The 17,861-nt window shown below is 60.7% G+C and carries 16 protein-coding genes; 8 read left to right on the top strand and 8 right to left on the bottom strand.

The window, feature by feature from the left end:
* The first annotated feature begins 399 nt into the window (after window positions 1–399).
* Window positions 400–1,779 (top strand): putrescine aminotransferase, encoded by a 1,380-nt coding sequence (gene ygjG / locus AC27FC_RS14980; RefSeq protein WP_023309267.1) that lies wholly within the window; start codon window positions 400–402, stop codon window positions 1,777–1,779.
* 83 nt (window positions 1,780–1,862) lie between these two features.
* On the opposite strand, the gene AC27FC_RS14985 is transcribed toward ygjG, so the two are convergent.
* Complete coding sequence (locus tag AC27FC_RS14985) at window positions 1,863–2,465, bottom strand: helix-turn-helix domain-containing protein (RefSeq protein ID WP_039260488.1); 603 nt, start codon at window positions 2,463–2,465, stop codon at window positions 1,863–1,865.
* Window positions 2,466–2,507: 42 nt separating this feature from the next.
* Between AC27FC_RS14985 and AC27FC_RS14990 the strand changes: the two genes are divergently transcribed.
* Together AC27FC_RS14990 and AC27FC_RS14995 are read left to right on the top strand one after the other, a co-directional pair.
* Window positions 2,508–3,194 carry a B3/B4 domain-containing protein gene (locus AC27FC_RS14990; protein ID WP_094934448.1) on the top strand — a complete coding sequence of 229 codons (687 nt, stop codon included), beginning with the start codon at window positions 2,508–2,510 and terminating at the stop codon, window positions 3,192–3,194.
* A gap of 12 nt (window positions 3,195–3,206) precedes the next feature.
* On the top strand, window positions 3,207–4,055 hold the full coding sequence (locus tag AC27FC_RS14995) for a dihydrodipicolinate synthase family protein (RefSeq protein ID WP_033146705.1): 849 nt from the start codon (window positions 3,207–3,209) through the stop codon (window positions 4,053–4,055).
* Window positions 4,056–4,110: 55 nt separating this feature from the next.
* Here AC27FC_RS14995 and lsrG read toward each other — a convergent pair whose 3' ends face one another.
* From lsrG to lsrA, 6 genes are read right to left on the bottom strand one after another with little or no spacing between them, the layout of a single operon-like run.
* The gene (lsrG, locus tag AC27FC_RS15000; protein ID WP_008503162.1) at window positions 4,111–4,404 is read right to left on the bottom strand and encodes a (4S)-4-hydroxy-5-phosphonooxypentane-2,3-dione isomerase; all 294 of its coding nucleotides are present in this window, start codon (window positions 4,402–4,404) and stop codon (window positions 4,111–4,113) included.
* Complete coding sequence (lsrF, locus tag AC27FC_RS15005; RefSeq protein WP_033146707.1) at window positions 4,401–5,288, bottom strand: 3-hydroxy-5-phosphonooxypentane-2,4-dione thiolase; 888 nt, start codon at window positions 5,286–5,288, stop codon at window positions 4,401–4,403. The genes lsrG and lsrF overlap by 4 nt, the downstream gene beginning before the upstream one ends.
* Before the next feature lie 11 nt (window positions 5,289–5,299).
* Window positions 5,300–6,301: an autoinducer 2 ABC transporter substrate-binding protein LsrB gene (gene lsrB, locus AC27FC_RS15010; protein ID WP_094934449.1), complete on the bottom strand. Its 1,002-nt coding sequence runs from the start codon at window positions 6,299–6,301 to the stop codon at window positions 5,300–5,302.
* A gap of 1 nt (window position 6,302) precedes the next feature.
* Window positions 6,303–7,280, bottom strand: coding sequence for an autoinducer 2 ABC transporter permease LsrD (gene lsrD, locus AC27FC_RS15015; protein ID WP_064673346.1), 978 nt, complete (start codon window positions 7,278–7,280; stop codon window positions 6,303–6,305).
* Complete coding sequence (gene lsrC, locus AC27FC_RS15020; RefSeq protein WP_048981226.1) at window positions 7,281–8,312, bottom strand: autoinducer 2 ABC transporter permease LsrC; 1,032 nt, start codon at window positions 8,310–8,312, stop codon at window positions 7,281–7,283. It lies immediately after the preceding gene.
* Entirely contained in the window at window positions 8,309–9,796 is a 1,488-nt protein-coding gene (lsrA, locus tag AC27FC_RS15025; protein WP_196355065.1) for an autoinducer 2 ABC transporter ATP-binding protein LsrA, read from the bottom strand. Before lsrA ends, lsrC begins: the two co-directional genes overlap by 4 nt.
* 215 nt (window positions 9,797–10,011) lie before the next feature.
* Between lsrA and lsrR the strand changes: the two genes are divergently transcribed.
* The 3 genes from lsrR to AC27FC_RS15040 all read left to right on the top strand — a co-directional run bounded on the left by lsrR (window position 10,012) and on the right by AC27FC_RS15040 (window position 14,843).
* Window positions 10,012–10,983, top strand: coding sequence for a transcriptional regulator LsrR (gene lsrR / locus AC27FC_RS15030; RefSeq protein WP_196355053.1), 972 nt, complete (start codon window positions 10,012–10,014; stop codon window positions 10,981–10,983).
* 32 nt (window positions 10,984–11,015) lie between these two features.
* Entirely contained in the window at window positions 11,016–12,614 is a 1,599-nt protein-coding gene (lsrK, locus tag AC27FC_RS15035; protein WP_487160237.1) for an autoinducer-2 kinase, read from the top strand.
* A 207-nt stretch (window positions 12,615–12,821) separates the two neighbouring features.
* Complete coding sequence (locus AC27FC_RS15040) at window positions 12,822–14,843, top strand: NADPH-dependent 2,4-dienoyl-CoA reductase (RefSeq protein ID WP_196355052.1); 2,022 nt, start codon at window positions 12,822–12,824, stop codon at window positions 14,841–14,843.
* Between the two features lie 120 nt (window positions 14,844–14,963).
* On the opposite strand, the gene rlmG is transcribed toward AC27FC_RS15040, so the two are convergent.
* A complete protein-coding gene (rlmG, locus tag AC27FC_RS15045) occupies window positions 14,964–16,100 on the bottom strand; it encodes a 23S rRNA (guanine(1835)-N(2))-methyltransferase RlmG (RefSeq protein WP_010435862.1) in 1,137 nt (378 codons plus the stop codon).
* 83 nt (window positions 16,101–16,183) lie between these two features.
* Here rlmG and AC27FC_RS15050 point away from each other — a divergent pair, with 83 nt between their 5' ends.
* Together AC27FC_RS15050 and AC27FC_RS15055 are read left to right on the top strand one after the other, a co-directional pair.
* On the top strand, window positions 16,184–16,687 hold the full coding sequence (locus tag AC27FC_RS15050; RefSeq protein ID WP_069303332.1) for a YgjP-like metallopeptidase domain-containing protein: 504 nt from the start codon (window positions 16,184–16,186) through the stop codon (window positions 16,685–16,687).
* 70 nt (window positions 16,688–16,757) lie between these two features.
* A complete protein-coding gene (locus AC27FC_RS15055; RefSeq protein WP_033146716.1) occupies window positions 16,758–17,756 on the top strand; it encodes a Gfo/Idh/MocA family protein in 999 nt (332 codons plus the stop codon).
* Window positions 17,757–17,861 lie beyond the last annotated feature (105 nt).

Genomic DNA, 17,861 nt, shown 5'->3' on the forward strand with positions numbered 1-17,861 from the left:
TTGTGGGTCAATGTTTTTTCGGCGGTAAACAATTTATCTTTAGTTGTTAAACTTGATGAAGATCGCAGATTTCACTTAAACCATACTTTTTGTACGATTTTATAATTCATTGATTTCAAATAATTTCTCAAAGAAATTACCTATAAAGCATGACCAGTTAATGCCCACTTAAGTTGCAGCCAATGCACTTCTTTAGTGCAGATGCGCTTTTCCGGCCTCATTTACCCTTTTTGTCCTGTACCGCTAAATCCCGTTTCGGTTGCTCCGGCATGATTAAATATTGTGCAACATTATTTTAACCTGGCGTTTATCCCGATTTTCGTTAAGTCATCTGAAGTGGCGTAATCCCTGCAATACTTAAACCAGTATCATGTGATACGCGATCCCCGGGAGCACATTTTGAACAGGTTACCTTCCAGCGCCTCGGCTCTTGCCTGTACCGCGCACGCACTGAATCTCATTGAGAAGCGAACGCTCGATCATGAGGAGATGAAACAACTTAACCGAGAGGTCATCGATTACTTTAAAGAGCACGTCAATCCAGGTTTTCTGGAGTATCGCAAATCTGTTACCGCCGGCGGGGATTACGGAGCCGTAGAGTGGCAAGCGGGGAGTCTTAACACGCTTGTCGACACCCAGGGACAGGAGTTTATCGATTGCCTGGGTGGTTTTGGTATCTTCAACGTGGGGCACCGTAATCCAGTTGTGGTTTCCGCCGTACAGAATCAACTTGCGAAACAACCTCTCCATAGCCAGGAACTGCTCGACCCGCTTCGCGCCATGCTCGCGAAAACGCTGGCGGCCTTAACGCCCGGCAAACTGAAGTACAGTTTCTTTAGCAACAGCGGCACGGAATCGGTCGAAGCGGCGATTAAACTCGCCAAAGCGTACCAGTCGCCGCGCGGGAAATTCACCTTTATCGCCACCAGCGGCGCGTTCCACGGTAAATCTCTGGGCGCATTGTCTGCTACCGCCAAATCCACCTTCCGCAAACCGTTTATGCCGCTGCTGCCGGGCTTCCGCCACGTGCCGTTCGGCGACATTAACGCCATGCGCACCGTGCTGAGCGAATGCCGTAAAACCGGTGATGACGTGGCGGCGGTGATCCTGGAGCCGATTCAGGGTGAAGGCGGCGTGATCCTCCCTCCGCAGGGCTATCTGCCCGCCGTGCGTCAGCTGTGCGATGAGTTTGGCGCGCTGCTGATCCTCGACGAAGTCCAGACCGGGATGGGGCGCACCGGCAAGATGTTTGCCTGCGAGCACGAAAACGTTCAGCCGGACATCCTGTGCCTGGCGAAAGCGCTCGGCGGCGGCGTGATGCCGATTGGTGCGACGGTTGCGACTGAAGAGGTGTTCTCGGTGCTGTTCGACAACCCGTTCCTGCATACCACCACCTTTGGCGGTAACCCGCTGGCCTGCGCGGCCGCGCTGGCAACCATCAATGTGCTGCTGGAGCAAAACCTGCCCGCGCAGGCGGAGCAGAAAGGCGACATGCTGCTGGACGGCTTCCGTCAGCTAGGCCGGGAGTATCCGGACCTGGTGCAGGACGCGCGTGGGAAAGGGATGCTGATGGCGATTGAATTTGTCGACAACGAAACCGGCTATAGCTTCGCGAGCGAGATGTTCCGCCAGCGGGTGCTGGTCGCCGGAACGCTCAACAACTCGAAAACCATCCGCATTGAACCGCCGCTGACGCTGACGATTGAGCAGTGCGAGCAGGTGCTGAAAGCGGCGCGTAAAGCGCTGGCAGCGCTGCGAATAAGTGTGGAAGAGGCGTAATCAACGCCGGGTGGCGCTACGCTTACCCGGCCTACAAAATACTGCATGCAGGCCCGGTAAGCGTAGCGCCACCGGGCTGCTTTTTATCGGTGAAATTCCGCCACCGTCATGGTGAAGCGAAGCACGGTATCGCCTTCGTTCGCATATCCGTGCGCCGCTTCCGTTTTCGCCACCGCCGATGCGCCAGCGTTAACCTGGGTCACCGTCTCATCCACCGTCAACGTTAAAACGCCTTCGTTCACGTGCAGCAGCTCAAAGGTTCCCGCCGGGTGCCCCGGAGAGGTAAAGCGCTCTCCCGGCTGCATCTCCCACTGCCATAGCTCAATCATATCCGGGCCTGCGGTTCCCGCCAGCAGTCTGGCGCGTCCACCCTGTGCGCCCTGCCACAGCACCGGAATCGCGGCCTCTTCGATAACGTGCACCAGCGGCTCGCTGGATACGTTGACGATATCCGCTACGGAGATGCCGAGCGCGGCGGCCAGCTTGCACAAGATGGCGATACTGGGGTTGGCTGCGCCCTTTTCGATCTCCACCAGCATGCCTTTGCTAACGCTTGCCCGGCGGGACAACTCGTCCAGAGACAGCTTTTTCTCTTTGCGCCAGTTGCGTATGCGGTTTGCCACGGCCAGGCTTACCAGGGCAACATCGGCACCCTGCGAAGTCATTATATTGACTTTATCAGTCATTGGTCACTACCATGGTATAAAACAGTCAATACAGGATTATTTATGTCTCTCGTTACGCCGTCAATAGATTCGCATCTTGCCGGGATTGCCCCGGGCTTTCGGGCGCTGAGCATTCTGGTTGAAGCTGCGCCGATAACCCACCCCGAGGTTGCGCCCGCCGCGTTGGCGCAGTCCTGCCAGCAGATGTTGAATGATGATGTGCCATGGGCTGATGCACACCTTTCAGACTGGGATGAGGTGTTTAAAGCCTTCGGCGCGAAACCGAAACGCACGCCCTGCTCGGCATCTGCCCTGCGCAAGCGGGTACTGAAAGACGGTTCGCTGCCGTCGCTGGATCCGGTCGTAGATATCTATAACGCGGTGAGTATTCGCTATGCCATTCCGGTGGGCGGGGAAAATCTCGCGGCGTATTCGGGTGCGCCGCGTCTGACGCTGGCCGACGGCAGCGAGCCGTTTGATACCTTCAAAGAGGGACAACCAGTGATGGAACATCCGGAACCGGGCGAGGTTATCTGGCGCGACGATCTCGGCGTCACCTGCCGCCGCTGGAACTGGCGACAGGGGGTACGTACCCGTCTGGACAGGCAGGCACAATCCATGTGGTTTATTCTTGAAAGCCTGCCGTCGATGCCCCTTGCGGCACTGGAAGAGGCAGGAGAAGAACTGGTCAACAACCTGCAGCGGCTGATGCCGGGAGCCACGGCTCGGGTTCAGCTGCTGACGCTGTAGGAGGACAACACGATGTTTCACGGGTTAAGCGCGTTTCCGTTAACCCCCCTGAAAGAGGGGACGTTTGACGAGCACTCCTTCATCAATCTTCTGCGCCCCGTGGTCGACGCTGGTATGGATTCACTGGGCATTTTGGGCTCAACGGGAAGTTACGCCTATCTGACCGTTGAAGAGCGCGGTCGGATCGCACGCTGCGCGGTGGCGCATGCTGATGACATTCCGGTCATCGTCAGCATCGGCGCATTGCGGCTGGACGATATTCTGCGTCTAGCTGACGACGCGCAATCGGCAGGTGTCTCCGGCGTGCTGCTGGCACCCGTGTCGTACCAGCGATTAACGGAAGACGAAGTATTTAATCTGTATGAAACGGTGACCCGCCAGCTCTCAGTACCGCTGTGCATTTACGATAATCCCGCCACAACCGGTTTTTCGTTTAGCGATGAACTGTTATTTGCCGCCGCGGCCCTGCCGAATATAGGGTCCATTAAGCTTGGCCGCGTGCCGGAGGACCTGTTGCAGGTACGCGCTCGTCTTCCTGATACCGTCACGCTGGGCATCGCCGGTGACTGGCGAGCGGCCTCCGCCCTGCAGGCCGGGTTTGACGTCTGGTACTCGGTGGTCGGCGGGTTGTTTCCGCAAACAGCGCTGGCGATTGCCCGTTCGAAAGAGTCGGCACAATCCGAGCGGCTGGAGCCGCTTTGGGCGCTGTTCCGCCATTATGGTAGTTTGCGGGTGGTAGCGGCAGCGGCAGAAATGCTGGGGAAAGTGGAAACACCCGCGCTACCCTTCCCCCTTCAGGCTCTTCAGGGTGAGCCGCGCGAAGCGCTTGCTACGATACTTGCGGATCTGGCGCTGGCTTGAACAACGCCGGGTGGCGCTAGCGCTGACCCGGCCTACAAAACCTTTATAACGCCTGTTACTCCGGCAACAGCCCCACAAAACTGCGTTTCTTGCGCGGCTCCGACATCAGCTCCTCAAGCTTATCCACGCACGCTAGATAGTGCGGGGTTTGCTTGTGCGCCAGCACCGCCTCCTCGTCTTTATAGGCTTCGTAGATAAAGAACCGGGTCTTCACCCTCGGGTCCTGCAATACGTCAAAGCGCAGGTTTCCCGGCTCCTGGATTGCCCCCTCGTGGTTGGCGCGAAACACCTCCAGAAACTCGTCCACCCGCTCGGGCTTAATGTTGATCTCCACCAGCGTCACGTTCATTTTGCTTCTCCCTGTTTCTCATCCTGCCAGAACTGGAACGCATCGCGGGCGTTCCAGTTCTCGTGAACCACTTTTTTCACCGCCTTCAGCATGGCGAGCGGCGCGCTGGACTGGAAGATATTGCGCCCCATGTCCACGCCGGATGCGCCCTGATCGATAGCGCGCCAGCACATCTCCAGCGCCTCGTGCTCCGGCAGCTTTTTGCCCCCGGCGATCACAATCGGCACCGGGCAGCTGGCGGTCACTTTTTCAAAGCCCTCGTCCACGTAGTAGGTTTTGACGAACTGCGCCCCCATTTCGGCGGCGATGCGGCTGGCCAGCGAGAAATAGCGCGCGTCGCGCGCCATCTCTTTCCCCACGCCCGTCACCGCCAGCGTCGGCATACCGTAGCGCGCGCCCGCATCGACAAGCTTGATGATGTTGTTGATCGACTGATGCTCAAACTCGCTGCCAATGTAAACCTGCGCCGCCACCGCGCAGACGTTCAGGCGCAGCGCGTCCTCCATCGCCACCGCCACGCACTCGTTCGACAGTTCGCCCAGAATCGAGTTACCGCCGGACGCGCGCAGCACCACCGGTTTGTTCGTCGCGGCTGGCACCTGGCTCCTGAGGATGCCGCGGGTGCACATCAGCACGTCGGTTTCGCCAAACAGCGGCGCGATGGAGAGATCGATACGCTCAAGGCCGGTGGTCGGCCCCTGAAAGTAGCCGTGGTCAAAGGCCAGCATCACCGTGCGGTTGCTCTGCGGGTTGAAGATGCGCGCAAGCCTGGACTGCATGCCCCAGTCCAGCGAGCCGCAGCCCTTCAGGGTGTACGGCACATTCTGCTGCGGCGTGCCGATGCCAAAATCCTTGCCGTCTTTGATGTCGTCTAAATCAGCCATTTGCTCCCCCGTCAGAAATCGTATTTGCTGATGTTCTCTTTGGTGAACACCACGCGCTCCGGCAGCAGCACGATGCCGTTGCCCTTCGCCTCATACTGGTAGCCCTGCACGCTGTTCGGCTCGACCTTCAGCGCGCCGATATTTTTTACGTCCACGCTGTCGCCGACGTTAAGATCGCCTTTTTTCAGCAGGCGATCGGCGACGTTGACCGCAATTTTGCCCTGTTGTACGACATCCCACAGGCCGAAGGCTTTCACCGTGCCGCGCTCAACGTACGGGCGCATCACGTTCGGCGTGCTGAAGCCGACAATCGCCACCCCTTCCCGCTTCAGGTTTTCCGCCGCCTGCGCCGCCGCTGGAAGCGCGTTGGCGTCCGGGGCGATAATCGCATCCAGATCCGGATAGGCTTTTAAGATCCCTTCGGCGGTTTGCAGGGATTTGGTGGCGTCGTTATAGCCAAACTGGGTCGTCACGACCTGCCACTGGGGGTGATCTTTCTCGATTTTGGCCTTCGCCTCTTTCACCCACTGGTTCTGGTCGGTGACGGTCGGGCTGGAGTAGAAGAACGCTACTTTAGCGTTCGGTTTGGTGACCTGTTTGCCCGCCATCTCCACCAGCAGGCCGCCCAGCTGCTCCGGCGTCCCCTGGTTGATGTAGATGCTGCGGCACTCCGGTTTGGTGTCGGAATCCCAGGTCAGGACCTTGACGCCGCGCTGCATCGCGCGCTTGAGCGCCGGGCAGAGGCCGTCCGGCGACACGGCGGAGACGATAATGGCGTTATAGCCCTGGTTAACGAAGTTATTGATGAGCTGCACCTGCCCGGAGACGCTCGGCTCGGTCGGGCCATCGTAGGTCACGTCCACGCCGAGGTCTTTCCCCGTCTCTTTCGCGCCGTTGCCGCCGCTGGTGAAGAACCCCACGCCCACCAGCTTCGGGATAAAGGCAATGCGGTCCGCCGCCTGCGCCGAGGCGAAGCTGAGGGCCATTGCCAGGACTATCAGTTTTGTTTTCATCTTACGCTCCGGATAGTTTTCTAAAGAGAGAACGCACCCACTCGCGGTGCAGACTCAGCGAACGTCCCATCACCACCACAACCAGCAGCGCCCCTGACAGCGCGCTCGACACCTGGTTAGGGATGCCGACCATCTGTAAACCCTGCTGCAGGTAGCCCACCAGCAGCGCCGCCAGCGCCGTACCAACAACCGAACCTGACCCGCCGTAGATATTGGCCCCGCCGAGCACGGCGGCGGTGAGCGCAGGCATCAGCAAATCGCGCCCCAGATCCGAACGCGCGGAGCCGAAATAGGAGACCATCACCAGTGCGGCAATCGCCGAGGCCACGCCCACCAGGCCGTACAGCGCGTAGGGCATGCCGTTCACCGACAGCGCCGCATAGCGCGCCGCGCGCGGGTTTTGCCCAATCAAAAACAGATGACGACCAAAGCGCCCGCGGTGGGTAATCAGCCAGAAGAAAACCGTAATCACCGCGAACAGCACCAGCGGGATCGGCAGGCCCAGCACCGTGAGGTTAGCGAACGCCGTGAAGCCGTCCGGGAAACCGCCGATGCCCTCGTAGCCCGTCGCACCCGCCATGCCGGAGAGCAGCAGCGCGCCGCCGCCGTAGAGGTAAAGCGTGCCGAGGGTGATGACTAAAGGACTAATGCCGGTGTAGTGGATCAGCGCCGCATTCAGCAGCCCGCACAGCAGGCCGAGCAGCAGCGTCAATGGAATAGCGACCGCCATCGGCCACCCGGACTGCATCATCACGCCCAGCGCGATGGCGCACAGGCCGATAGTTGAGCCGAGGGAGATGTCGATCCCGCCGCTGATGATGACCAGCGTGAGCGGCAGCGCCACGATACCGATGCAGATGAAGTCGCTGGTGCTGAAAAGCAGCATGTTGACGTCGAGCATGCGCGGGTTGATGGCGCCAAAGAGCAGGATCTCCAGCACCAGTAAAATCAGCAGCGCGCTTTCCCAGTTAAGCCTCATTTACGCCACCTCTTTTTTGCGTTTGGGAAACGGGGTGACGTGCTTTCCCCCTTTGTTACCCGGCTGGAAGCGGCCGTACTTCAGCGCCCGCTGATGGCGCGCCAGCGCCTGGCGCAGACGCCCGTCGAGCACCAGCACGCCCAGCAGCACCAGCCCGGCGATAAAGTCGTTCCACCACGCCGGGAGCCTGAACAGCACCAGCACGGTGTCGATTTGGGTCAGGAAGAAGGCGCCGAGCAGCGCGCCAATCAGCGTGCCCGTGCCGCCCAGCAGCGAAATACCGCCGAGCACGCAGGCGGCGATGGCCTTCATCTCCAGCCCGCTGCCGGTCTGGTTGGGCACAAAGCCAATCTGCGCGGCAAAGACGATCCCGGCGCAGGCCGCCAGCATGCCGTTGAGGGTAAAGGCGATCATGCGGGTGCGGTTCACCGCCACGCCCAGCTGGCGCGCGGCGGCGAGGTTATCCCCCACCGCGTAGAAATCACGCCCGAACGCGGTGCGCGAGAGCGTCCACGCGCCCGTGACCGCGATAATCAACACCAGCATGCCGAGCGGCGAAATGCCGATGGCGGCAGGCTCAGAGAGGGATTTCAGCCCGGGTGGCAGTCCTTCAATCCACTTTCCGCCGGTCCAGAGCAGCATCGCGCCACGGTACAGCCCCAGCGTGCCGAGGGTGGCGACAATCGCCGGGATGCGCAGCCCCACCACCAGAAACCCGTTGAACGCCCCGGCCAGCGCGCCAACAGACAGCGCGAAGAGAATGGAAATGGGCAGGCTGTAGCCGCTGTTCAGCGCCACGCCGACGGCAATGGCGGACAGCCCGACGGTTGAGCCAACGGACACGTCGATATTGCGGGTCAGCATCACCAGCGCGGCACCGATGGCCAGCAGGATCAGGATCTGCGAGCTGGCGAAAATCATCCCCAGCGTCTGCAGGCTGAAGTAGGACGGATTCAGCGCCACCAGCACGGCGAACAGCGCCAGAATGGCGAGGAACGCGCTCAGCTCGCGGTTTTTCAGCAAGGTCTTCATGACTGCCCTCCGAATGCCAGCGCCATCATCCTGTCGAGGCTGACGGCGTGGCGCGGCAGCTCGCCGCTGAGCACGCCCTGATGCATCACCAGCACGCGGTCCGCAAGGCCCGGGAACTCGTCAAGATCGCTTGAGATCATCAGCACCGCCACGTTCTGCGCCGCCACGCTTTTTATCAGCTGATAGATGTCGGCGCGCGCCGAGACGTCCACTCCGCGCGTCGGTTCATCGACGATCAGCAATAAGGGGTTGGCCTCCAGACAGCGCGCCAGCAGCACCTTCTGCTGGTTGCCGCCGGAGAGCGTGCGCACGGTTTGATCCGCATGATTGAGCTTGATCCCCAGCGCCCGGTGATAGCGCTCCACCACCGCCGACTCCCGCTTGCGCTGCTGCCAAATCGACGGCTCGTTCAGCGCCACCGTGTTCCAGCGGATCGGCGCGTCGAGGAACAGGCCGGATACCTGCCTGTCTTCCGGCAGGTAGACCAGCCCTTTTTCCAGGCGTGAACTTACCGGCTCGGCGGTAAAGTCCTGATTCTCCAGCCAGACGCGTCCGCCGCGTACCGGCCGCAGGCCGTAGAGCGTTTCCGCAAACTCGGTGCGCCCGGATCCCACCAGCCCGGCCAGGCCGACGATCTCGCCGGCGAAGATCTCAAGGCTGAGATCGATAAAGCCTTCCCCGGTGAGATCCTCTACCCGCAGCACCGGGAAATCCTGCGCCTGGGTGCGGCGGTTGCCCGGCAGCGCCAGCCACAGCTTTTGCGTATCGCTGAGGGATTTCTCCCGGCTTACCGGCGTCATGGCGGCGATCAGGGCGCTGTCGTCAAACTGCGCGGTTTCACCGCTCAGCACCACCGCGCCGTCGCGCATCACCGAGACGTGGCTTGCCAGCTGGCGAATCTCCGGCAGCTTGTGCGAGATAAAGACAATCCCGACGCCGAGCGCCTGCAGGGCGCGGATCTGGCGGAACAGCCGCTCGGTTTCGCCGGGCGTGAGGGAGGCCGTGGGTTCGTCGAGGATCAGGATCCTGGCGTTGCGCATCAGCCCGCGCAGGATCTCCACCATCTGCTGATCCGCCACCTCCAGGGTGCTGGCAGTGGCGTCGAGGTTAAGCTGGCATTGGAGCTGCTGGAGCTTCTCCGCCAGGCGCTTTTCCAGATCGCGTCCGCGCGGCAGGCGGAACAGGATGTTTTCCCGCACCGTCAGGTTGGGGAACAGCAGCGGCTCCTGCGGCACCAGATAAATGCCTAACCCGTGCGCCTGAGCGGGCGTGAGCCGCGCATATGACTGCCCCTCGACAGAAAGTTCACCGCCGTCCGGCGTTTCGACCCCGGCGATGATCTTCATCAGCGTCGATTTTCCCGCGCCGTTTCCGCCCATCAGGGCGTGCACCTGGCCCGCAAGCAGCGTGAAATCAATGCCTTTTAAGACCGGCACGCCTGAGAACTGCTTGCTGATATTCCGCGCGTCGAGAAGTGGTGTCATCATCGCTCCGCTATTGAACAAATGATTTTTAGATTTAATAATGTTCAAAAGCGTAGACGGTGAACTATATTTACAACCGTGCAGGGATCACAGTTTTATCGATTGAGATACAGATAAACCAGAAACGATCTAAAAGATCCGTTTTGTCGCGTGGCTCACACTTTCCCTTCGCGCCATCACGAACATATGATCTAAATTTTTATAAGAGTTCAACTATGAGCGATAAACGCACTGCGGAAGAAGGACGGTTTGCCGGGCTGGCACTGGCGGAAGAGGAGCTGGTGGCGCGCGTGGCCTGGTGCTACTACCACGACGGGCTGACCCAGAACGACATCGGCGAGCGGCTCGGGCTGCCGCGCCTGAAGATCTCCCGCCTGCTGGAAAAAGGCCGTCAGTCCGGGGTGATCCGCGTGCAGATCAACTCCCGCTACGAGGGCTGCCTGGCGCTGGAGACCGAGCTACAGCAGCGCTTTGGCCTGAAGCTGGTGCGCGTGATGCCCGCGTTAAATACGCCGCCGATGAACGTGCGGCTGGGCATAGGCGCGGCGCAGTCGCTGATGGGCGTACTGGAGCCCGGCCAGCTTCTGGCGGTGGGGTTTGGTGAAACCACCATGAGCTGCCTGCAGCACCTGAGCGGCTTTATCAGCTCGCAGCAGATCCGCCTGGTGACGCTCTCCGGCGGCGTCGGGCCGTACATGACCGGTATTGGCCAGCTGGACGCGGCCTGCAGCGTCAGCATGATCCCCGCCCCGCTTCGCGTGTCATCCGCAGAGGTGGCCGGGATCTTAAAACGCGAGACCAGCGTGCGGGACGTGATCCTCGCCGCGACCGCCGCCGACGTGGCGGTGGTCGGCATTGGTTCAGTGAACCAGCGCCGTGACGCCACGATACTGCGATCCGGCTATATCAGCGAAGGTGAACAGCTGATGTACGCCCGCAAAGGGGCGATCGGCGACATTCTCGGTTATTTCCTCAATGCCGAAGGGGAATGCGTCGAGGAGCTGGAGATCCACAAAGAACTGCTGGGCGTCACGCTCGATGAACTGGCGCAGCTGCCCACCATCGTTGGCGTGGCCGGAGGGGAAGAGAAAGCCGATGCGATTTATGCCGCACTGAAGGGTCGCCGTATCAATGGCCTGGTGACGGAGGAGACGACAGCCCGCGCGGTGCTGGCTCTGGCCGACTAAGAGCCGCCCTGCGCTAACAACGAGGCAAGCTCATGAGTTACCTTTTAGCGTTAGATGCAGGGACAGGCAGCGTTCGCGCCGTGATTTTCGATTTACAGGGCAACCAGATTGCCGTCGGCCAGGCCGAGTGGAAGCACCTGAGCGTGGAGAACGTGCCGGGATCGATGGAGTTCGATCTGGAGACCAACTGGCAGCTGGCTTGCCGGTGCATTCATCAGGCGCTGGAACGTGCGCGCCTGAGCACGGCGGATATTCAGTCCGTCGCCTGCTGCTCGATGCGCGAAGGGATCGTGCTGTACGACCGCGACGGCGAGGCCATCTGGGCCTGCGCCAACGTCGACGCCCGCGCCAGCCGCGAGGTGGCCGAACTCAAAGAGATCCACGACGACCGTTTTGAATCCCAGGTGTATGAGGTTTCCGGCCAGACGCTGGCGCTGAGCGCCATGCCGCGCCTGCTGTGGCTGGCGCACCATAGTCCTGACATCTACCGTAAAGCCGCCACCATCACCATGATCAGCGACTGGCTGGCGGCGAAGCTCTCCGGCGAGCTGGCTGTTGACCCGTCTAACGCGGGCACCACCGGCATGCTGGATCTCTTCTCCCGCGACTGGCGTCCGGCGCTGCTCGATATGGCCGGGCTGCGCGCAGATATCCTCTCCCCGGTGAAAGAGACCGGCACCGTGCTGGGCGCGATTACCAAAGAGGCCGCGCAGCAGAGTGGCCTGCGCGAAGGCACCCCGGTGGTGATGGGCGGCGGCGACGTGCAGCTGGGCTGTCTGGGGCTGGGCGTGGTCCGCGCCGGACAGACGGCGGTGCTGGGCGGCACCTTCTGGCAGCAGGTGGTCAACCTGCCGCAGGTGCGTACCGACCCCGAGATGAATATCCGCGTGAACCCGCACGTTATCCCCGGCATGGCGCAGGCGGAGTCGATCAGCTTCTTTACCGGGCTGACCATGCGCTGGTTCCGCGACGCCTTCTGCGCCGAGGAAAAGCTGATTGCCGAGCGGATGGGGATGGACACCTATTCCCTGCTGGAAGAGATGGCGAGCCGCGTACCGGCAGGCTCCCACGGGGTGATGCCGATTTTCTCCGACGCGATGCATTTCAAGCAGTGGTACCACGCCGCGCCGTCGTTCATTAACCTTTCCATCGACCCGGAAAAGTGCAACAAAGCGACGCTGTTCCGCGCCCTGGAGGAGAACGCGGCGATCGTCTCGGCCTGCAACCTGGCGCAGATCTCGCGCTTCTCCGGCGTGACGTTTGAAAGCCTGGTGTTTGCGGGCGGCGGGGCCAAAGGCGCCCTGTGGAGCCAGATTTTAAGCGACGTCACCGGGCTGCCGGTGCGCGTGCCGGAAGTGAAAGAGGCGACGGCGCTCGGCTGCGCGATTGCCGCAGGCGCGGGCGCGGGGCTGTTTGCGGATATGGCCTCGACGGGCGAGCGGCTGGTGAAGTGGAGCCGCGAGTTCACGCCGAACCCGCAGCACCGCGAGCTGTACGACGGCATGATGCAGAAATGGCAGGCAGTGTACGCGGACCAGCTCGGGCTGGTGGACAGCGGGCTGACGACGTCGATGTGGCAGGCCCCGGGGTTAGTAAAAACCCACACCCCTCACCCTGCCCCTCTCCCCTGAGGGGAGAGGGAAAAAATCAGATCGAGCCAATTCTTTGAGACCGCACCAGCCAGTCCCCTCTCCCCTTTGGGGAGAGGGTTAGGGTGAGGGGCGAAGTTCTTTGAGATCTATCACAATCATTCGATCCTGCTTTTACCTTTCCGCTCCCGCTGGCTAAATTAGTAACTCATCCGACCACATAACAATAATTTTACACTGGAAGAGACTATGAGCCGCTACCCGTCGTTATTCGCCCCTCTCGATCTGGGATTCACCACACTCAAAAACCGCGTGTTGATGGGCTCGATGCACACCGGGCTGGAGGAGCATCCGGACGGGGCCGAGCGTCTGGCAGCCTTCTATGCCGAGCGCGCCCGCCACGGGGTGGCGCTGATTGTCACCGGCGGCGTGGCCCCTGCGCCTTCCGGCGTGGGCATGGAGGGCGGCGCGGTCCTGAACGATGCGTCACAGCTGCCGCACCACCGCATTGTGACCGACGCGGTACACCGCGAGGGCGGTAAAATCGCCCTGCAAATCCTGCACACCGGGCGCTACAGCTATCAGCCGAACCTGGTCGCGCCGTCGGCCATTCAGGCGCCAATCAACCGCTTTAAACCTCACGCCCTCAGCCACGATGAGATCCTGGCGCTGATCGACGACTTTGCCCGCTGCGCGGCGCTGGCGCGCGAGGCGGGCTATGACGGCGTGGAGGTGATGGGCTCAGAAGGCTATCTGATCAACGAGTTTCTCGCGGCCCGCACCAACCAGCGCGACGACGAATGGGGCGGCGACTATGCCCGCCGGATGCGCTTTGCCGTGGAGGTGGTGCGCGCGGTGCGCGAACGTGCGGGCGCAGACTTTATTATCGTCTTCCGCCTGTCGATGCTCGACCTGGTGGAAGGCGGCGGCACGTTCGACGAAACCGTGCAGCTGGCGCAGGCGATTGAAGCCGCCGGTGCCACGATTATCAACACCGGCATCGGCTGGCACGAGGCGCGCATCCCGACCATCGCCACGCCGGTGCCGCGCGCGGCGTTCAGCTGGGTAACACGGAAGCTGAAAGGCAAAGTCTCTGTTCCACTGGTCACCACCAACCGCATTAACGATCCGCAGGTAGCGGACGATGTGATTTCACGCGGCGACGCCGACATGGTGTCGATGGCGCGCCCGTTCCTGGCCGATGCCGAACTGCTCTCCAAAGCGCAAAGCGGCCGTGCGGACGAGATCAACACCTGCATCGGCTGTAACCAGGCCTGTCTGGATCAGATCTTCGTCGGCAAGGTCACCTCTTGCCTGGTTAACCCGCGCGCCTGCCATGAAACCAAAATGCCGATCGTTCCGGCGGTTAATAAAAAACGTCTGGCCGTGGTGGGCGCTGGCCCCGCGGGCCTGGCGTTTGCGGTGAATGCCGCCTCGCGCGGGCACAGCGTGACGCTGTTTGATGCGCTAGCGGAGATTGGCGGGCAGTTTAATATCGCCAAACAGATCCCCGGCAAAGAGGAGTTCTATGAAACCCTGCGCTACTACCGCCGGATGATCGACCTGACGGGCGTCGAGCTGCGGCTAAACCAGTTTGTGAATGCGGCGGATCTGGCCGGTTTCGACGAGGTGATCCTGGCGAGCGGGATCGTACCGCGCCTGCCGACGATCGAGGGTATCGATCATCCGAAGGTGTTGAGCTATCTGGATGTATTGCGTGACAAAACGCCGGTTGGCGAGAAGGTGGCGATTATCGGCTGCGGCGGGATCGGCTTTGATACCGCCATGTACTTAAGCCAGCCGGGCGAGGCCACCAGCCAGAACATCGCCGAGTTTTGCGTGGAATGGGGTATCGACACCAGCCTGAACCAGTCCGGAGGGCTACGCCCGGAAGGGCCGCAGCTGCCGAAAAGCCCGCGGCAGATCGTGATGCTGCAGCGCAAGGCCAGCAAGCCGGGCGAAGGGCTGGGCAAAACCACGGGCTGGATCCACCGCGCCACCCTGCTCTCGCGCGGGGTGAAGATGATCCCGGCGGTGAGCTACCAGAAGATCGACGACGAGGGTCTGCACGTCACGATCGGCGGCGAGCCGCAGCTGTTACGTGTGGATCATGTGATTTTATGCGCCGGGCAGGAGCCAAAGCGCGATCTGGCGGATCCGCTGCGCGAAGCCGGTAAAACGGTGCATTTGATCGGCGGGTGCGATGTGGCGATGGAGCTGGACGCGCGGCGGGCAATTGCGCAGGGGACGAAGCTGGCTCTGGCGATCTAGGGTATTGCCGGGCGGCCAGGGTAAAAGCAAAACGGCAACCCAGTTGCCGTTTTTAGCGTTTGCTCCCTCTCCCTGTGGGAGAGGGTCGGGGTGAGGGCATCAGGCCGCACATCCCCAATCTTAACGACGACGTCCCAGCTTCACCGCCTTCAGCACCACGAACTTATTGTTCGTCGCAACGGTGACGCAGTTGCCGAAAATCTTCTTCAGCTTGTGGAAGTAGTCCAGGTGGCGGTTCGCCACGATGTACAGCTCGCCGTTGATTTTCAGGCAGCGGCGCGCGTGGTGGAACATCTCCCACGCGACGTTATCCGTCAGGGCGTGCTTCTGGTGGAACGGCGGGTTGCAGAACACGGCATTGAAGCGGAAAGGCTCTACGCCGGACAGCGCGTTGTTGATCATAAACTCGCAGCGGTCCAGCGCTTCCGGCATGTTGGTTTCCACGTTCAGACGGCTGGAGGCCACCGCCATCGGCGACTCGTCGCTGAACACCACGCTGGCGTCCGGGTTCTTCGCCAGCAGCGTCAGGCCAATCACGCCGTTACCGCAGCCCAGATCGACAATCTCACCTTCCAGATTTTCCGGCAGATGTTCCATAAAGAAACGCGCCCCGATATCCAGCCCGGTGCGGGAGAAGACGTTCGCATGGTTGTGGATGGTCCAGTCGGTGCCTTCCAGCTTCCAGCTCAGGGTCTCCGGCGCGTCGGCCAGCTCCGGCGCGCTGAAGGTGCAGTTGATCAGGCGCGCTTTTTTCCAGGCCAGCGTCGTGGTGGTCGGGCCGAGGACTTTCTCGAACAGCTCGAGCGTCGAGGTGTGAATATCGCGCGCTTTAGCGCCCGCAATGATGCGCGTTTCCGGCGTCACGACCTTACGCAGCGCGCGCAGCTGTTGCTCCAGCAGCGCCATGGTTTTTGGCACTTTGATCAGCACCACGCCCGGCGCCTGCGGGTAGTCCGCGGTGCTGTCGAGGAACTTCACGCTGGACTCTTCGATGTCGTTATGGCGCAGGTTTTCACGCGTCGCCAGCTCGCTCAGGTAGGAATCGCCGATGCTGTATGGCGTGTGCTCCGCCAGGGCGCAGCCCAGCGCGCCAAAGGCGTCATTCAGGATCAAAACCGGGCCGCGGATTTCAGTCTCATCCAACTGCTGCAGCAGATATTCATCCGCCGCTTCCCACGCCATGAGCGGGTTAACGTCGTCCGTTTCCGGGAAACGTTTAAGGTTGAGTGAACGGAAACCGTTGTCTAAGTGGCTCATCGGCCCTCCTGAATGGTAAAATTTGGCGTATCCCTGAAAAGGGTGCGTGAGTATACCCGTTTTCGCATTAATTTGGGCTTTTGATGAACCAACTTACTTATCTCCAGGGCTATCCGGAGCATTTACTGACTCAGGTTCGCAGCCTGATTGCCGAGCAGAAGCTCGGCACGGTGCTGGAAAAACGCTATCCCGGCACGCACGATTTCGCGACCGATAAGGCCCTCTGGCAGTATACGCAGGATCTGAAAAGCCGGTATCTGAAGAGCGCGCCGCCGATCAACAAGGTGATGTACGACAACAAGATCCACGTGCTGAAAAACGCGCTCGGCCTGCACACCGCCATCTCCCGCGTACAGGGCGGCAAGCTGAAAGCGAAGGCCGAAATCCGCGTCGCGACGGTTTTCCGTAACGCGCCGGAAGCCTTTCTGCGGATGATCGTGGTCCACGAGCTGGCGCACCTGAAGGAGAAAGAGCACGACAAAGCGTTCTATTCCCTGTGCTGCCACATGGAGCCGCAGTACCACCAGCTGGAGTTTGATACCCGACTATGGCTTACGCATTTATCGTTAAATGGTAATGCGGAATAGCGCACGCGAATTGTCATGATGACGTGCTACAGTGGCTAAAGGTTCCCCGCTACGGAGTACGTAAACGTTTATGATACGTTTCGCAGTCATTGGTACGAACTGGATCACGCGCCAGTTCGTCGACGCCGCCCACGAAACCGGCAAACTTAAGCTTACCGCAGTCTATTCCCGCAGCCTTGAGCAGGCGCAGAGTTTTGCCAACGATTACCTCGTTGAGCATCTCTTCACTTCGCTTGATGACATGGCGCAAAGCGACGCCATTGACGCGGTGTATATCGCCAGCCCGAACTCCCTGCACTTCCCGCAAACGAAGCTGTTCCTCAGCCATAAAAAGCATGTGATTTGCGAGAAGCCGCTGGCGTCAAATATTGAGGAAGTGGAAGCGGCCATTGCGCTTGCCCGCGAAAACCAGGTGGTGCTGTTCGAAGCGTTCAAAACCGCCAGCCTGCCGAATTTCCTGCTGCTGCAGCAGTCCCTGCCGAAAATTGGCAAAGTGCGTAAAGCCTTTATCAACTACTGCCAGTACTCGTCGCGCTACCAGCGCTACCTGGACGGCGAGAACCCCAACACCTTTAACCCGGCGTTCTCGAACGGCTCGATTATGGATATCGGTTTCTACTGCCTGGCCTCTGCCGTGGCCCTGTGGGGCGAACCGCACGGCGTCAGCGCCACCGCCAGCCTGCTGGAGAGCGGCGTGGATGCGCACGGTGTTGCGGTGCTGGATTACGGTGATTTCAGCGTCACGCTACAGCACTCCAAAGTCAGCGATTCCGTGCTGCCGAGCGAAATTCAGGGCGAAGCGGGCTCGCTGGTTATCGAGAAGATCTCCGAGTGCCAGAAAGTGAGCTTTGTGCCGCGCGGCGGCAAAGCGCAGGAGCTGACGCAGCCTCAGCATATTAACACTATGCTCTATGAGGCAGAGGTCTTCGCCCGTCTGGTGGAAGACAACGAAGTGAATCACCCCGGCCTCGCGGTGAGCCGCACCACGGCGAAGCTGCAAACGGAGATCCGTCGCCAGACCGGCGTGGTATTCCCGGCAGACGGCGTGAGCGCGGAAGCGATCGCGTAAAGCTGTGTAATGAAACGGCGCAAACCATTGACGAAACCGATGGTCTGACATATTTTGTTACCTGCAAAGGGGAGTAACTTCTTCGCCGGTGGATCGTCATTACGA

This window comes from Enterobacter sp. C3_dUdeg (assembly GCF_057536195.1).

What these genes read in the sequence shown, in the direction of transcription:
- AC27FC_RS14985 (WP_039260488.1), bottom strand. Translation starts at nt 2,465, where the DNA reads ATGACTGATAAAGTCAATATAATGACTTCGCAGGGTGCCGATGTTGCC.
- AC27FC_RS14990 (WP_094934448.1), top strand. Translation starts at nt 2,508, where the DNA reads ATGTCTCTCGTTACGCCGTCAATAGATTCGCATCTTGCCGGGATTGCC.
- AC27FC_RS14995 (WP_033146705.1), top strand. Translation starts at nt 3,207, where the DNA reads ATGTTTCACGGGTTAAGCGCGTTTCCGTTAACCCCCCTGAAAGAGGGG.
- lsrG (WP_008503162.1), bottom strand. Translation starts at nt 4,404, where the DNA reads ATGAACGTGACGCTGGTGGAGATCAACATTAAGCCCGAGCGGGTGGAC.
- lsrF (WP_033146707.1), bottom strand. Translation starts at nt 5,288, where the DNA reads ATGGCTGATTTAGACGACATCAAAGACGGCAAGGATTTTGGCATCGGC.
- lsrB (WP_094934449.1), bottom strand. Translation starts at nt 6,301, where the DNA reads ATGAAAACAAAACTGATAGTCCTGGCAATGGCCCTCAGCTTCGCCTCG.
- lsrD (WP_064673346.1), bottom strand. Translation starts at nt 7,280, where the DNA reads ATGAGGCTTAACTGGGAAAGCGCGCTGCTGATTTTACTGGTGCTGGAG.
- lsrC (WP_048981226.1), bottom strand. Translation starts at nt 8,312, where the DNA reads ATGAAGACCTTGCTGAAAAACCGCGAGCTGAGCGCGTTCCTCGCCATT.
- lsrA (WP_196355065.1), bottom strand. Translation starts at nt 9,796, where the DNA reads ATGACACCACTTCTCGACGCGCGGAATATCAGCAAGCAGTTCTCAGGC.
- lsrR (WP_196355053.1), top strand. Translation starts at nt 10,012, where the DNA reads ATGAGCGATAAACGCACTGCGGAAGAAGGACGGTTTGCCGGGCTGGCA.
- lsrK (WP_487160237.1), top strand. Translation starts at nt 11,016, where the DNA reads ATGAGTTACCTTTTAGCGTTAGATGCAGGGACAGGCAGCGTTCGCGCC.
- AC27FC_RS15040 (WP_196355052.1), top strand. Translation starts at nt 12,822, where the DNA reads ATGAGCCGCTACCCGTCGTTATTCGCCCCTCTCGATCTGGGATTCACC.
- rlmG (WP_010435862.1), bottom strand. Translation starts at nt 16,100, where the DNA reads ATGAGCCACTTAGACAACGGTTTCCGTTCACTCAACCTTAAACGTTTC.
- AC27FC_RS15050 (WP_069303332.1), top strand. Translation starts at nt 16,184, where the DNA reads ATGAACCAACTTACTTATCTCCAGGGCTATCCGGAGCATTTACTGACT.
- AC27FC_RS15055 (WP_033146716.1), top strand. Translation starts at nt 16,758, where the DNA reads ATGATACGTTTCGCAGTCATTGGTACGAACTGGATCACGCGCCAGTTC.